This is a genomic window from Streptomyces sp. AA1529, from assembly GCF_000280905.1.
GTDB lineage: Bacteria > Actinomycetota > Actinomycetes > Streptomycetales > Streptomycetaceae > Streptomyces.
Map to the genome: position 1 here is coordinate 104,117 of NZ_ALAP01000032.1, position 14,916 is coordinate 119,032.

General features: G+C 70.4%; 16 protein-coding genes and 1 pseudogene. All 17 read left to right on the forward strand.

Features of this window, described 5'->3' with window-relative positions; all coding sequences use genetic code 11:
• Positions 1-14: 14 nt before the first annotated feature.
• Complete coding sequence (ffh, locus tag A949_RS0109775) at positions 15-1,565, forward strand: signal recognition particle protein (RefSeq protein ID WP_019355825.1); 1,551 nt, start codon at positions 15-17, stop codon at positions 1,563-1,565.
• 32 nt (positions 1,566-1,597) lie between these two features.
• On the forward strand, positions 1,598-2,119 hold the full coding sequence (locus A949_RS0109780) for a GNAT family N-acetyltransferase (protein ID WP_237735783.1): 522 nt from the start codon (positions 1,598-1,600) through the stop codon (positions 2,117-2,119).
• A gap of 149 nt (positions 2,120-2,268) precedes the next feature.
• On the forward strand, positions 2,269-2,937 hold the full coding sequence (locus A949_RS0109785; RefSeq protein ID WP_078565379.1) for a hypothetical protein: 669 nt from the start codon (positions 2,269-2,271) through the stop codon (positions 2,935-2,937).
• Positions 2,938-3,182: 245 nt separating this feature from the next.
• Positions 3,183-3,635: a 30S ribosomal protein S16 gene (rpsP, locus tag A949_RS0109790; protein WP_019355828.1), complete on the forward strand. Its 453-nt coding sequence runs from the start codon at positions 3,183-3,185 to the stop codon at positions 3,633-3,635.
• Positions 3,636-3,637: 2 nt separating this feature from the next.
• Entirely contained in the window at positions 3,638-3,877 is a 240-nt protein-coding gene (locus tag A949_RS0109795) for an RNA-binding protein (RefSeq protein WP_019355829.1), read from the forward strand.
• A gap of 142 nt (positions 3,878-4,019) precedes the next feature.
• A complete protein-coding gene (gene rimM / locus A949_RS32995; RefSeq protein ID WP_019355830.1) occupies positions 4,020-4,643 on the forward strand; it encodes a ribosome maturation factor RimM in 624 nt (207 codons plus the stop codon).
• On the forward strand, positions 4,640-5,569 hold the full coding sequence (gene trmD, locus A949_RS0109805; protein ID WP_019355831.1) for a tRNA (guanosine(37)-N1)-methyltransferase TrmD: 930 nt from the start codon (positions 4,640-4,642) through the stop codon (positions 5,567-5,569). The genes rimM and trmD overlap by 4 nt, the downstream gene beginning before the upstream one ends.
• A 210-nt stretch (positions 5,570-5,779) precedes the next feature.
• On the forward strand, positions 5,780-6,130 hold the full coding sequence (rplS, locus tag A949_RS0109810; protein ID WP_019355832.1) for a 50S ribosomal protein L19: 351 nt from the start codon (positions 5,780-5,782) through the stop codon (positions 6,128-6,130).
• 44 nt (positions 6,131-6,174) lie between these two features.
• Entirely contained in the window at positions 6,175-6,891 is a 717-nt protein-coding gene (lepB, locus tag A949_RS33000) for a signal peptidase I (RefSeq protein WP_026004501.1), read from the forward strand.
• 469 nt (positions 6,892-7,360) lie between these two features.
• A complete protein-coding gene (lepB, locus tag A949_RS33005; protein ID WP_237735788.1) occupies positions 7,361-8,350 on the forward strand; it encodes a signal peptidase I in 990 nt (329 codons plus the stop codon).
• Between the two features lie 4 nt (positions 8,351-8,354).
• Entirely contained in the window at positions 8,355-9,308 is a 954-nt protein-coding gene (gene lepB, locus A949_RS33010) for a signal peptidase I (protein ID WP_019355835.1), read from the forward strand.
• An 86-nt stretch (positions 9,309-9,394) separates the two neighbouring features.
• Complete coding sequence (gene lepB, locus A949_RS0109830) at positions 9,395-10,132, forward strand: signal peptidase I (RefSeq protein WP_026004502.1); 738 nt, start codon at positions 9,395-9,397, stop codon at positions 10,130-10,132.
• A 39-nt stretch (positions 10,133-10,171) separates the two neighbouring features.
• Positions 10,172-10,495, forward strand: a complete 324-nt coding sequence (locus tag A949_RS0109835) for a DUF2469 domain-containing protein (RefSeq protein ID WP_019355837.1) — start codon at positions 10,172-10,174, stop codon at positions 10,493-10,495.
• A gap of 243 nt (positions 10,496-10,738) precedes the next feature.
• Positions 10,739-11,005: pseudogene (locus A949_RS39735) on the forward strand (YraN family protein); the annotation flags it as partial.
• Positions 11,006-11,255: 250 nt separating this feature from the next.
• Entirely contained in the window at positions 11,256-12,284 is a 1,029-nt protein-coding gene (locus A949_RS0109845; protein WP_019355839.1) for a tyrosine-type recombinase/integrase, read from the forward strand.
• Positions 12,281-12,607, forward strand: a complete 327-nt coding sequence (locus A949_RS0109850) for a helix-turn-helix domain-containing protein (RefSeq protein ID WP_019355840.1) — start codon at positions 12,281-12,283, stop codon at positions 12,605-12,607. The genes A949_RS0109845 and A949_RS0109850 overlap by 4 nt, the downstream gene beginning before the upstream one ends.
• Complete coding sequence (locus A949_RS38735; RefSeq protein ID WP_237735784.1) at positions 12,604-14,892, forward strand: XRE family transcriptional regulator; 2,289 nt, start codon at positions 12,604-12,606, stop codon at positions 14,890-14,892. Before A949_RS0109850 ends, A949_RS38735 begins: the two co-directional genes overlap by 4 nt.
• Positions 14,893-14,916 lie beyond the last annotated feature (24 nt).

Sequence of the window (14,916 nt, forward strand, 5' to 3'; positions counted from 1 at the left end):
GACCGACGAGCGCTGTGTTCGATACCCTTTCCGACCGCCTGAGTGCGACGTTCAAGAACCTCCGGGGCAAAGGGCGCCTCAGCGAGGCGGACATCGACGCCACCGCCCGCGAGATCCGTATCGCCCTGCTCGAGGCGGATGTCGCGCTCACCGTGGTGCGCGCCTTCATCAAGCAGGTCAAGGAACGCGCGCTGGGGGCCGAGGTCTCCCAGGCGCTGAATCCCGCCCAGCAGGTCATCAAGATCGTCAACGAGGAGCTGATCGGCGTCCTCGGCGGCGAGACGCGCCGGCTGAGGTTCGCCAAGAACCCGCCGACCGTCATCATGCTCGCCGGTCTCCAGGGCGCGGGCAAGACCACCCTGGCGGGCAAGCTGGGCCGCTGGCTGCAGCAGCAGGGGCACACGCCGATGCTCGTCGCGGCCGACCTCCAGCGCCCCAACGCGGTCAACCAGCTCTCCGTCGTCGCCGAACGCGCGGGCGTGGCCGTCTTCGCACCCGAGCCCGGCAACGGTGTCGGGGACCCGGTCAAGGTCGCCAAGGACTCGATCACCTACGCGCGTGACAAGCAGCACGACGTGGTCGTCGTGGACACCGCCGGACGCCTGGGCATCGACCAGGAGCTGATGCAGCAGGCGGCCGACATCCGGGACGCGGTCAGCCCGGACGAGGTCCTCTTCGTCGTCGACGCCATGATCGGTCAGGACGCGGTCACCACCGCGGAGGCGTTCCAGGAGGGCGTCGGCTTCGACGGCGTCGTGCTCTCCAAGCTGGACGGCGACGCGCGCGGCGGTGCGGCCCTCTCGGTCGCCAAGGTCACCGGCAAGCAGATCATGTTCGCCTCGAACGGCGAGAAGCTCGACGACTTCGACGCCTTCCATCCCGACCGGATGGCCTCCCGCATCCTCGGCATGGGCGACATGCTCACGCTGATCGAGAAGGCGGAGCAGACCTTCAGCCAGCAAGAGGCCGAGAAGATGGCCGCCAAGCTGGCGAAGGGGCCCAAGGAGTTCACGCTCGACGACTTCCTGGCCCAGATGGAGCAGGTCCGCAAGATGGGCTCCATCTCCAAGCTGCTCGGCATGATGCCGGGCATGGGGCAGATGAAGGACCAGATCAACAACCTGGACGAGCGCGAGGTGGACCGCACTGCCGCCATCATCAAGTCGATGACCCCGGCGGAGCGGGCCGAGCCGACGATCATCAACGGCTCGCGGCGGGCCCGTATCGCACGGGGCTCCGGAGTGGATGTCAGTGCGGTCAAGGGCTTGGTGGAGCGCTTCTTCGACGCCCGCAAGATGATGTCCCGCATGGCCCAGGGCGGCGGCATGCCCGGGATGCCGGGTATGCCGGGCATGCCGGGTGGCGGCGGAGGAAAGAAGAAGGGCAAGCAGAAGAAGGTCAAGGGCAAGCGCCAGTCGGGCAACCCGATGAAGCGCCGGCAGGAGGAGCAGGCCGCCGCCGCGCGCCGGGCCCAGGGCGGCGCCCCCGGCATCCCGGGCCCCGGCCAGGACCCCGGCGACTTCGAGCTCCCGCAGGAGTTCAAGGACATGCTGCCCCCGAAGTGAGCCTGCCGCGGCAAAGGCGGATGATGTCGTCCATGCGCGTATACATCCGCCCCCCGCGGCCCGCCGACGAGCAGCTCTACAGCGAGGCCGTCGTCCGCTCGGCAGACCACCTCCACCCGTGGAACCCTGTCGAGCCGGACGGCTTCCCCGACCTGCTCCGCCGCCAGGGGCCCGCGCTGCGCACCTTCCTCATCCTCGACCGCGAGGACGAGGGGCTCGTCGGCCGGGTGAACGTGGCCAACATCGTCCGTGCGCGCTTCCGCAACGGCTCCCTCGGCTACGACAGTTACGTTCCCTACGCGGGTACCGGCCGGATGACCGAGGGCATGCGGCTGGTCGTGGACCGCTGCTTCCAGTCGGGCCCCGACAGGCTCGGGCTGCACCGGCTGGAGATCAACGTCCAGCCGGAGAACGACCGCTCCCTGGCCCTGGCCAAGCGGCTCGGCTTCCGGCACGAGGGCTTCTCGCCGCGGATGCTCTACATCGACGACGCCTGGCGGGACCACGAGCGCTTCGCGCTCACCGTCGAGGAGTGGCCCGGCCTGGAGGGCTGAGTCCGGGCCGGCGCGGCGGCAGCCGCTTGCGGAGCTCCGGTGATACGTCCGGCTTGCGGTGGGTGCGCGGCTTGGGCGTACATCTGCGTACCCGCACCCATCTCCCCGGGCATCACCGAGAACTGACTGGTACGTGCAAAATATTTGCGATGCCCCGTAATCGGAACACCAGGGCACTCCCGCTCGTTGGGCACGACGTGAGCACGACACCACCAGTTCTCGCCGCCGAGCTGGCAGCCGCCTGGGCCGACATTCAACGGCACCACCCCGAGCTGCCGGATCTGGCCGCGCCCGAATCACTCATCGGAGAATCCTCGTCCGCCTGCGGTACCGGGCTCTCCTTCGAACGGCTGCTCCACGAGGCGGTCCACGGCATCGCGGCGGCCCGCGGTGTCCGGGACACCTCACGGGCCGGCCGCTACCACAACCGCCGCTTCCTGGCGATCGCCGTGGAGCTCGGTCTCGACCACCCCGAGGAACCGCATCCCAGCAGCGGCTTCTCCCTCGTGGTGCTCACGCCCGAGACACGGCGGCGCTACCGCCCCACCGCCGAGCGCCTCCAGCGGGCACTGAAGGCCTACAGTGCGGCCACCGAGACGGACACCGGACGCAGCTTCCGCGGTCCGGCGGCCCGGCACGGCTCGTCCGGGGGCGGGGTCCGCGTCAAGGCCGTCTGCGACTGCGGGCGCAATGTCCGGGTCGTCCCCTCCGTGCTGGCGCAGGCACCGATCATGTGCGGGGCCTGCGGCAAGCAGTTCCGCATCCCCGTCGACCCGGCGCCGGTTCCGGAGGCGGAGCAGATGGCGGCTGTGGGCTGACCGCCCGCGATGCCGCGCCGCCACACCGCCCCCGTCCCGGCCGCGGGCCCAGGGTGCGTCCCGCGGCCGGGAGGGGGGCGGTTTCTGCCGGGCTCCGCGGTGTGGCATCATGGTCGGCTGAACTCGACAGTCGCACAGGACCCCTCTCTCCTCCGGCTGACGCGTCCATTCGGGCACCCGGCGCTACAACCCCACGTGGCAGTCCGCCGTGTCCACCCACGTCAAGACCAGGAGACACCACACCCGTGGCAGTCAAGATCAAGCTGAAGCGTCTGGGCAAGATCCGTTCGCCTCACTACCGCATCATCGTCGCCGACTCCCGTACCCGCCGCGACGGCCGGGCCATCGAGGAGATCGGCCTGTACCACCCGGTGCAGAACCCCTCGCGCATCGAGGTCGACTCGGAGCGTGCGCAGTACTGGCTCAGCGTCGGCGCCCAGCCGACCGAGCCCGTCGCGGCCATCCTCAAGGTCACCGGCGACTGGCAGAAGTTCAAGGGCCTCCCCGCCCCGGAGCCGATGAAGGTCGCCGAGGCCAAGGCCGACAAGCGCGTCCTGTTCGAGGCCGCCGCCAAGGAGTCCGCCGACGAGCCCAAGGGTGAGGCCATCACCCCCAAGGCCAAGAAGGCTGACAAGGCCGACAAGAAGGCGGACGGGGCCGACGCTTCGGCCGCCGCCACCGAGTCGACCGAGGCCTGAGGATGCTCGAGGAAGCCCTCGAGCACCTGGTGAAGGGCATCGTCGACCACCCCGACGAGGTGCAGATCGCGTCCCGCAACCTTCGTCGCGGACGTGTGCTCGAGGTCCGGGTGCACCCCGACGATCTCGGCAAGGTGATCGGCCGCAACGGCCGCACCGCGCGTTCTCTGCGCACCGTCGTGGGAGCGCTCGGGGGCCGGGGCATCCGCGTCGACCTCGTCGACGTGGACCAGGTCCACTGAAGCGCAGCATGCAGCACCGGCACGGGCCGGGGACGGCAGCCAAGCCGTCCCCGGCCCGTTGTCGCGCCCGGACCCGCGATCCGCGGACCCTCCCGGGACCGCGGACACCCACCGAGTACGGAACCGAGCACGGAGAAGCACAGTGCAGCTAGTCGTCGCGCGGATCGGCCGCGCCCACGGCATCAAGGGCGAGGTCACGGTCGAGGTCAGGACCGACGAGCCGGAACTGCGGCTCGGCCCCGGCGCGGTGCTGACCACCGAACCGGCCGCCGCCGGGCCGCTCACCGTGGCCGCCGGACGGGTGCACAGCGGACGGCTGCTGCTGCGCTTCGAGGGCGTGCGGGACCGCACCGCCGCCGAGGCCCTGCGCAACACGCTGCTCGTCGCCGAGGTCGACCCGGACGAGACCCCCGAGGACCCGGAGGAGTTCTACGACCACCAGCTGGCCGACCTGGAGGTCGTCACGGTGGACGGAACGGTCGTCGGCCGGATCGAGAGCGTGGCGCACCTGCCGGCCCAGGACCTGCTCGTGGTGCGGCGCGCAGACGGCGGTGAGGCCCTGATCCCGTTCGTCGCCGAGATCGTCCCGGAGATCGACCTGGCGGCCCAGCGCGCTCTCGTCGACCCGCCTCCCGGGCTGCTCGGCGAGGAGCCCGGGGACGCGGGGCCGGAGGGCGAGGGGTTCGTGCCCGGGGAGCCGTCCGGCGGTCCGGCCACGCGCCCGGCGCCGGACACCGAGGACCCCGGCCAGGGGAGCTCCCGGTGAGGCTCGACGTCGTCACGATCTTCCCCGAGTACCTGGAGCCGCTGGACGTCTCGCTGGTCGGCAAGGCGCGGGCGCGCGGAGTGCTGGACGTCCGCGTCCACGATCTGCGGGCCTGGACGCACGACCGGCACCACACCGTCGACGACACCCCCTACGGCGGCGGCCCCGGCATGGTCATGAAGCCCGAGCCCTGGGGCGAGGCACTGGACGAGGTGCTGGCCACGGGCGAGCCGGGCCAGGACTCCCCGGTGCTCGTCGTCCCCACCCCCAGCGGGCGGCCGTTCACCCAGGAGCTGGCGGTCGAGCTGGCGGGCAAGCCGTGGCTCGTCTTCACACCCGCCCGGTACGAGGGCATCGACCGCCGCGTCATCGAGGAGTACGCGGAACGGCTCGACGTACGCGAGGTCTCCATCGGCGACTACGTCCTCGCCGGCGGCGAGGCACCGGTCCTGGTCATGGTCGAGGCCGTCGCGCGGCTGCTGCCCGGCGTGCTCGGCAACGCCGCCTCCCACCAGGACGACTCCTTCGCGCCCGGCACCATGGCGAACCTGCTGGAGGGCCCCGTCTACACCAAGCCGCCCGAGTGGCGCGGGCGGGGCATCCCGGAGGTGCTGCTGAGCGGCCACCACGGCAGGATCGCCCGCTGGCGCCGCGACCAGGCGTTCGCGCGGACGGTCGGCAACCGCCCCGAGCTGGTCGAGCACTGCCCCCCCGAAGCCCTCGACAAGCAGGACAGGGCCGCCCTGGCGGCTCTGGGCTGGGAGCCGGACGCGGACGGTCACTGGCGGCCGGGCCCCGGTGCGGCGCCGGGCGACGGCGCCGGGCAGCGCGGCGGCACCGAGGATCAGACCGGCCCCGGCCGGCAGCACGGTCGCGAGCAGTACGGTCGCGAGCAGGACGGTCCGGGGCCGTGGTCCGGGCCGTAGGGTCCGGATGCGGAGCGGGGGCCGATTTGGGCAGGGTGGGGAGCCCGTGGAAGAATGGGCCGACCCCGGCCTCCGGCTGGGATCTTCCGCTTCGTCACCGGCGCGCGACCCTGCCACAGGGGGACCGACGCCCGTCGGGGACGCGGCCCTTCGGACCATCACCACGATTCCGCTGATGACCTGTGGCATCGGCGAAGAAAGCAGACGGACATGTCCCACCTCCTCGACACTGTCGACTCCGCCTCCCTGCGTACGGACGTACCGGCCTTCCGCCCCGGCGACACGGTCAACGTGCACGTCCGCGTCATCGAGGGCAACCGCTCCCGTGTCCAGCAGTTCAAGGGCGTCTGCATCCGCCGCCAGGGCTCGGGCGTGCGGGAGACCTTCACCGTCCGCAAGGTCAGCTTCAGCGTCGGCGTCGAGCGCACCTTCCCGGTGCACACCCCGATCGTCGAGAAGATCGAGGTCGTGACCCGCGGTGACGTCCGCCGCGCCAAGCTGTACTACCTGCGCGAGCTGCGCGGCAAGGCCGCCAAGATCAAGGAGAAGCGCGCGAGCTGAGCGCGCGTCCTCGGCGCCCGGCGGGCCGGTTAGGCTTCCGCTCGATGGAGACCGAGGAACAGCACGAACCACCGGAGCGCGACCGCTCTTCGGTTCCCGGACAGGGGACGAAGGGCAGGTCGCGCTCCGTGCGTCTGGGGCTGGCCGCGGCATCGGTCCTGACGGTGCTCTTGCTGACAAGTGCGTTCATCGTGCAACCTTTTCTGATTCCGAGTTCCTCGATGGATCCGACCCTGCGCGTCGGGGACCGGGTGCTGGTGAACAAGCTGGTCTATCGTTTCGGAGACGGTCCGCGACGCGGGGACGTCGTGGTCTTCGACGGCACCGACTCCTTCTCGGGGGAGGCCGATCCCGACGCGAACCCGGTGGTGGCCGCTTTGCGCGAGGCGGGCGCTGCGACCGGGCTGGCGCGGCCCGCCGAGACGGACTACGTGAAGCGGGTGATCGGGGTCGGCGGCGATCGGGTGCGCTGCTGCGACAGGCGGGGGAGGATCGAGGTGAACGGCCGGCCCGTGGACGAGGAGTATCTGCACTCCGGGAACGCCCCTTCCGCCGTCCCCTTCGACATCCGGGTGCCCGAGGGGCGCCTGTGGGTGATGGGGGACTACCGCTCCCGGTCCAGCGACTCCCGCGACCACCTCGGCGAACCCGGCGGCGGCACCGTTCCGGTCGAGCGCGTGATCGGGCGGGCCGACTGGATCGGCTGGCCGCCGAGCCGCATCGAATCGGTGCCGTCCGGCGCGGGCAGCGGCCATGACTGATCCCGAGGGCTTCCCGGGCGGCGCCGGACCCGGCGCGCCGGGCCCCGGAGCGCGCGGCGCCCACGGCGGTCACGACGCTTCCCCCGGCCATGGCGGTCACACCGGGCCCGCCGATGGCCGCGAACCCGGCGGCCACGGTGCGTACGCCGGACCCGGCGGGTACGGCGGAAGGCAGGACCGGCCCCCCGTTCCGGGCCCCGGAGCCCGGGACGGCGCGTCTCCGCCCGGCGCCGACTACCCGTACACGGAGCCCTACGACTACACGGCGCCCGGTGACCGCTCCGAGTCCTTCGGCGTCCCCGGCCCCGCCGCACCGCCCGAGCCCCCGGCAGGCCAGGGTCTGCCCGGTGAGCCGGTGCCCGGGTCCCGGTACGGGAGCGCCGATCCCGGGGGGCCCGTGGATGCCGCACTCCACGAAGAGCCCGCTGACGCCGCCGAGCCGGCGGACCCGGCACACGAGGCGCCGCCGCTGCGCCGCCCCGGCCAGGGCAGGGCCGACCGCAGACGCGCCGCCAAGCGCATCCAGCGCCGCCGCAGGCTCTCCGCGACCAAGGAACTCCCGATCCTCGTCTGCGTCGCGCTGCTGATCGCGTGGGTGCTCAAGACCTTCCTCGTGCAGGCGTTCGTGATCCCGTCGGGCTCCATGGAACAGACCATCCGCATCGGGGACCGGGTGCTGGTGGACAAGTTCACGCCCTGGTTCGGTGCCGAGCCCCACCGCGGGGACGTGGTCGTCTTCCAGGACCCGGGCGGCTGGCTGGAGAACGAGAAGAAGGAGCCCGACAACGCCCCCGTCGGGATCAAGCAGGGCAAGGAACTGCTCACGTTCATCGGACTGCTGCCCTCTGACGACGAACAGGATCTGATCAAACGGGTCGTCGCCGTCGGCGGGGACACCGTGCGCTGCTGCGACAAGCAGGGGCGCATCACCGTCAACGGCACGCCGCTGAACGAGCCCTATCTTCACCCGGGCAACAAACCCTCCCGGATGAAGTTCACCGTCAACGTTCCCGCGGGACGGGTCTTCGTGATGGGTGATCATCGGGCCAACTCCGCCGACTCGCGCTATCACTTGAAGGATCCGAATCGAGGAACGATCGGAGAAGACCGAATCGTTGGTAAAGCTGTCGTCATTGCTTGGCCGTTCGACCACTGGAGGCGGCTCGAGGAGCCGGGAGTGTACGCCTCCGTCCCCGATCCCGGCGGCGGAGCCGTCTCCCTGCGAACGAACCGGGACAATCGGGTGGCGCAACTGCCGTTCTCCGCGGAACTTCCGCTCGTTATGGGAATGGTGGGCCTGTACCGCTGGCGGGACAGGCGAATGCGCGGCGTGAGGAGTGGATGTGGGGGACTTGGCGGTCGGTACGCGGTCCGGTTCCGGGTACCCGGAGGACCGAGGTCCGGGTGCGGACGGCAGGACAGGCGACGCAGAACCACCGGCCGTGGAAAGAGGGAGTGACAGCGTGACGGCGGAGACCGACGGGACGGCAGCCGGCTCAGGGGCGGACGGGGACGGCCCGTGGACCTCCGAAGCGAAGCCGCAGCACGAGGCACCGGGCCCGGACGGGGCGGCCGAGGCGGCGAACCCGGACGGGGGAGCCGGGGAGCCGGACGACAAGGAGGCGGCGAAGAAGCAGCGCCCGTTCTGGAAAGAGCTGCCGATGCTCATCGGCATCGCGCTCATCCTCGCCCTGATCATCAAGACGTTCCTGGTCCAGGCGTTCTCCATCCCCTCCGACTCGATGCAGGACACGCTCCAGCGCGGTGACCGGGTACTGGTGGACAAACTGACGCCGTGGTTCGGGGCGACCCCGGAGCGCGGCGAGGTCGTCGTCTTCCACGACCCGGGCGGCTGGCTCCCCGAGGCGCACGTCGAGGAGAACTTCCTGCAGACCGCGCTCAGCTTCATCGGCCTGATGCCGTCGGCCAACGAGAAGGACCTGATCAAGCGGGTCATCGCGGTCGGCGGGGACACGGTGGAGTGCAAGAAGGGCGGCAAGATCCGGGTCAACGGCACGCCGCTGAACGAGTCCTCGTACATCTACCCGGGCAACACCCCGTGCGACGACAAGCCGTTCGGACCGCTGAAGGTCCCCGACGGCAAGCTGTGGGTGATGGGCGACCACCGCCAGGACTCCCTCGACTCCCGCTACCACCAGAACCAGCCCGGTGACGGCTTCGTCCCGGAGAAGCAGGTGGTGGGACGGGCCATCGTCAAGGCGTGGCCGATCGACCGCTGGGGCACGCTCCCGGTCCCCGAGACCTATGACCAGAAGGGTGTGCAGTCGCGCGCGCTGAACGCCGCCCCGGGTGCCGTCGGGCTCGCGGGCGCCGTTCCGCTGGTGCTCTGGCGACGTCGGCGGAGGCAGCCGCAGCAGGCGCGCCCCGTCGCGCAGTCCGCACCCCACGACGGCTGACGGCTTCGAGTACCGCCCGGTAGGGTCAGCGGTCTGCGCCGACGCAGGCTGTCGGGTCCGTTGCGCAAGAGCCGGGGAGTACGGAAGTGAGCAAGGCAGAACGTACCGACGAGGGCCGCGGCCGCCTGGGTGACCGAATCTCCGGAGCGGTTGTGGCCCTCGGGTGTGTGCTCTTTCTCGGCGGCTTCGTCTGGGGCGCCGTGCTCTACAAGCCCTACACGGTGCCCACCGACTCCATGGACCCCACGGTGCAGGCCGGCGCCCGGGTGCTGGCCGAGCGTGTGGACGGCGACGAGGTGCGGCGGGGCGACGTCGTCGTCTTCCAGGACTCGGTGTGGGGCACGGTGCCCATGGTCAAGCGGGTCGTGGGCGTCGGCGGGGACAGAGTCGCGTGCTGCGACCGGGAGGGCCGGCTCACCGTCGACGGCCGGCCCGTCGACGAGCCGTACCTCCATGCCCGGGGCGACGACTCGCAGCGGGCCTTCGAAGCCACCCGGGTGCCCGCGGGGAAGCTCTTCCTGCTGGGGGACAACCGGCAGGCGTCCCTCGACTCCCGGGTGCACCTGGAGGACGCCGACCACGGTGCCGTGCCGCGTTCCGCCGTCCAGGCCCGGGTCGCCGCCATAGCCTGGCCCGGCAGTGCGGCCGGAATGCTTCCGGAACCGAGCGGCTTCGCCGACATGCCCGGCGGAACCTCCGATCGCGGGCCGCTCCCGCTGGCGCTGACCGCCGTGCTCGTGGGGGCCGTCCTGGTGCTGGGCGGGGCGGCGTACGGACCGCTCGCGCGGCGTCGCGCGACTTCGGCCCGACGCCGCGCGGGGTGACGCACAATGGGGGGACGCACGGCTGAAGGGGAACATGCCATGAGCGCCGAGGACCTCGAGAAGTACGAGACCGAGATGGAGCTCAAGCTCTACAGGGAGTACAGAGACGTCGTCGGACTGTTCAAATATGTGATCGAGACCGACCGGCGCTTCTACCTCACCAACGACTACGAGATGCAGGTCCACTCGGTGCAGGGTGAGGTCTTCTTCGAGGTGTCGATGGCGGATGCCTGGGTCTGGGACATGTACAGACCGGCTCGTTTCGTCAAGCAGGTACGCGTCCTGACATTCAAGGACGTGAACATCGAGGAGCTCAACAAGAGCGAACTCGATCTCCCGGAGGACTCCGGCTTCAAGAGCTGAACCGCCGCGCGCCCCCGCGGCACGCGGCCCGGCGACGCGTCTGCGCGTTCCATGGCGTCCCCGTGGCACCGGGTCCGGTGCCACGGGGACGCTCTGCTGAGGGCTCGGCTGAAGACCCTGCGGAGGAGTCACTCGTGCAGGTGACGGAGATGTCCACAACCGCCGGGTTCTCCACAGAGACCGAGCAAGATCCCCGCACTGCCTCAACGGCCGTCACAGTCGGTGTCCGGAGGTGGTGCCGTGATGAACACCGGCGAGACACACAGCGGAGCTGACACCGCACATCCCCGTCCCCGGCAGACGGCCGGGGACCGCCCGGGCGGCCCGAGCGCGCGGGGAGGCCCGGAGCCCGGGCGGCGTGACACCCGGCGGAGGGCCGCCTGCGCGAGGGGCGCCCTGGGCCGGTACGGAGAGGACCTGGCAGCGCGCCGGCTGCGCGAAGCGGGCATGGCGGTCCTGGAACGCAACTGGCGCTGCGCCGAGGGCGAGATCGACATCGTCGCGCGGGATAAACAGGATTAATTGCATTAGATGCAACATTCCTCGGGGTGCCGGGATGGCTGTTCTCGCTGGTCGTGGGCCCGGGCCTGTGTCGGCGGCCGGGGGTGGCCCGGTCGCCGACCTGCACCCTAGCAGGCAGACTCAACGATGTTGCGTCTGATACAACAGGGTTGTGACCACCCCGGCCCCTGGATCAGCGCGTCTCGTCCTCGCGCGCAACGTCGTGCACCTCGACCCGGCCCCTGCCGTTTCCGGCGCGATGAAGGAGGGCTGGGCTCGGCAGCAGTCGGCCCGGTTCCTGAAGGCGTCGACGATCGATCCGAGGCTGCGGATGATCGAGCGGTTGGAGGAGTTCACGGGCCAGTACCCGTGGCAGTGGACGCCGGCCGAGGGCGAGGCGTTCATCGCTCACCTTCGGAGCGGGAAGAAGCCGATTCAGTTGTCGACGGCCCGCACCTACGAGGTGACCATTGAGCTGTTCCTGGAGTACCTGCTCGACGCCCGCTACGGCTGGGTCGACGCCTGCCAGGAGCGGTTCGGCGAGGTCCCGCAGCAGGTGTTCCATGAGGGCAACTCGGTCCTGCACACGGTTGATTACGAGGGTGATCCGCGGCGGCGTCCGCTGACCTACGACGAGGTCCAGGCCCTCTTCGACGCCGCCGATGCCCGGCCGAGCAAGATCCGTGGGCAGGGCCGCAAGGGCGCCCTGACCGCGCTGCGGGACGCTGCGATCCTCAAGACGATCTACGCCTACGGCACGCGGCGGACCGAGTCGTCGCGGGTCGACCTGACGGACCTGCGGCGGAGCCGGAAGGCTCCGCAGTTCCGTGGCTACGGCAGCATGATGGTCCGTTTCGGCAAAGCCCAGAAGGGCTCACCGCCCAAGCGCCGCACCGTGCTGATGGTCCCGGAGATGGACTGGGCTGTCGACATTCTGGACGAGTGGGTGACCGAGATCCGGCCGCACTTCTCGCCCGGTCGGCATCCCGCGCTCTGGGTGACCGAACGGATCGGACGGATATCCCCGCGGTCGATCAACGAGGCGTTTGTCACGGCCCGCGATGCCGCTGGCCTTCAGGAAGACCTCGACCTGCACTGCCTCCGGCACAGCTACATCACGCACCTGACGGAGTTCGGCTATCCCGCCCGGTTCGTCCAGGAACAGGTCGGTCACTCGCACGCGTCCACCACGGCGATCTATATGGGGGTCTCGAACGAGTACCGCAACACGCTGCTGGAAGCATCGATGAAGAACCGACTGGGCGACGACTGGGACGTGATCAAATGATCAAGAAGATGGGCTACCAGTGGCAGCTCCGCCAGCTTATGGCCGAGCGCCAGATGTTCCAAACCTCCGACCTGGTCCCGCTGCTGGCTGAACGCGGCATCACCCTGTCGAGGGAACAGGTCTACCGGCTGGTGACCCAGCCACCGCAGCGCATGAGCATGGACACCCTCGTCGCGCTCTGCGACATCCTGCAGTGCACTCCCGACGACCTGATCAAGCCCGAGGTCGTCAACGCCCAGGTCCGCAAGACCGCCGACGGGGATGCCGCCCCGCTGCCGGTCGAGCGCCGCCGCACCGTGATCCGTCGTCCAGGGCAGTCGTGAGGCAAGAGGCGATACGCCGGGAGCGCGAGCTTGCGCATGCTCGCGCCCGCCTGATCGCCTACCTCCAGCGGGTGGCCGGTCCTGCGCTGACAGCCGAGGACGCCCAGGCGGCCCTGAAGAAGGCCAAGGCATGGAAGAGCGGTCCAGCTCGGACCATGGACGACTACTTCGCCGAGCACCCCAACGCCCTCACCGAGCCCTCGCCCCACTCCCCGCTCCAGGTGGTCCGGCTCCTCCAGCACCTCGAAGCCACCGGACATGGCGACGCCGTCACCCAGCTGGCCTGTGCACGCTGCCACCGCACCGGGCTTCGCCTCACCCGGAACACCCCGGAGGGCCGCTGCTGCGACTGGTGCGTCGCCCGAACAGAACTTCGCCCCTGCGCGCGCTGCGGCCAGGACGGGCACATCGTCACCCGCCGCGAGGACGGACCGATCTGCCGCCGCTGCTACGGCAGCGACCCGCTGGTCCTTGAGGAGTGCGCCGATTGCGGACGCTCCCGGAAACCGCACCACCGCCGCGAGGACGGCGCCAGCCTGTGTCAGGCATGTGCTCCTCGGCCCGAGCACGAGTGCATCCACTGCGGGAAGCTGCGGCCGGCGCAGACCAACACCGGTGACGGCCCGGTCTGCCAGGTCTGTTACGACTCCCCGCCCCGACTCTGCGATCTCTGCCAGCAGATCAAACCGATCAGCGTCCGCAAGACCGAGGGCCAGCCCGCCATCTGCGGCGACTGCTACCGCGGCCCCAAGCGGACCTGCGTCATCTGCGGCCGGCTCCGGCACGGCTTCCGGCGCCGCGGCGGCGAATTCCACTGCGCATCCTGCCGCCCCCGCCGGTCCCTGCCCTGCACCGACTGCGGCAAGACTCTGCCAGTGCAGGCCAACTGGCCCGTCGGCCCCCTCTGCAACACGTGCTACGCCCGCCGCAGACACACCCCGGCTTCCTGCGCTCAGTGCGGCACCCTGCGCACGCTCGTCGGACGGACCAAGGACGGGAACATCTGCGGTCCGTGCTCCGGCACGGACATCGACTTCGCCTGCCGTCGCTGCGGCTTCCCCGGCGACATCTACGCCGACGGCGCCTGTTCCCGCTGCGTCGCCAAGGACCGGGTCCGCAACCTTCTCAGCGACGAGGACGGCACCGTCCACCCCCAGCTGCAGCCCCTCGCGGAACAGCTCGGCGCCGCCCAGGAACCCTGGTCCGTCATCACATGGACCCGCCGCAGCGACTCGGCGCGCATGCTGGCGGGCCTCGCCACACAGCACCAGGAGATCACTCACGAGATCCTCGACGAACTGCCCCAGGACTGGCAGACCCACTACGTCCGTGAGCTCCTCGTCGCCGCCGCCATCCTGCCCAAGCGGCAAGAAGTCTTCGCCCGCCTGCGTCTCTGGATCGACAAGGAAGTCGCGGACCTGCCCCCGCACCAAGCCTGCGTCATCCGCCCGTTCGCCGAGTGGGGCATCCTGCGCGACGCCCGCCGCCGGGCGGACAAAGGCCGCTACACCGTCGGCGCCGCCACGAATGACCGGGCGGACATCCGGACCGCGATCAGGCTCATGACATGGCTCGACAACAACTCGATCGCACTCGCCGACCTCAGCCAGGAAGTCCTCGACGTCTGGATGACCGGCAATCCCGCCAAGGTCCGCGGCCTAACGGCCTTCATCCGCTGGGCCGTTGCCCGCCGCCTGACCAGCAAGGTCACGGTTCCGACGAAGAAGTCCGGACTGCCCAGCCGATTCATACACAGCGACGAGCTCAACCAACAACTTCGCCGCTGTCTCAACGACGACAGCCTCCCGCTAGAGGCCCGCATCATCGGCGCCCTGACCAGCCTCTATGCCCTGCCCACCACCCGCATCATCGAGCTCACGACCGACCGCCTCCACCGCGACGGCGACGACGCCTACCTCACGCTCGACCAGCACCCAGTCCTCCTCCCGCCCAGGCTCGCCGTCCTCATCGAGAAGCAAATCGCCAGCCCCAACTGCCGCACCTCCGTGCTCCAGCAGCCGCACGACGGCACACCCGGCTACCTCTTCCCCGGCCGCCCGCCCAGCCGACCTCGAAGCGCCGAGGCCATCAACACCTACATGAGGAAGCACGGCCTGCCGGGCATCGGCGCCCGCAACACGGCCATGATGGAAGCGATCACCGACCTCCCGCCCATCGTTGTCAGCGACCTCTTCGGCATGCACCCCCACACCGCCTACACCTGGTCCCAGTACGCCCAGAACAGCTGGGCGGAATACCTCGAAGCTGTCCAGGCCACCGAATAGGCCCCGAGCCGGTCGTGTTGTCAG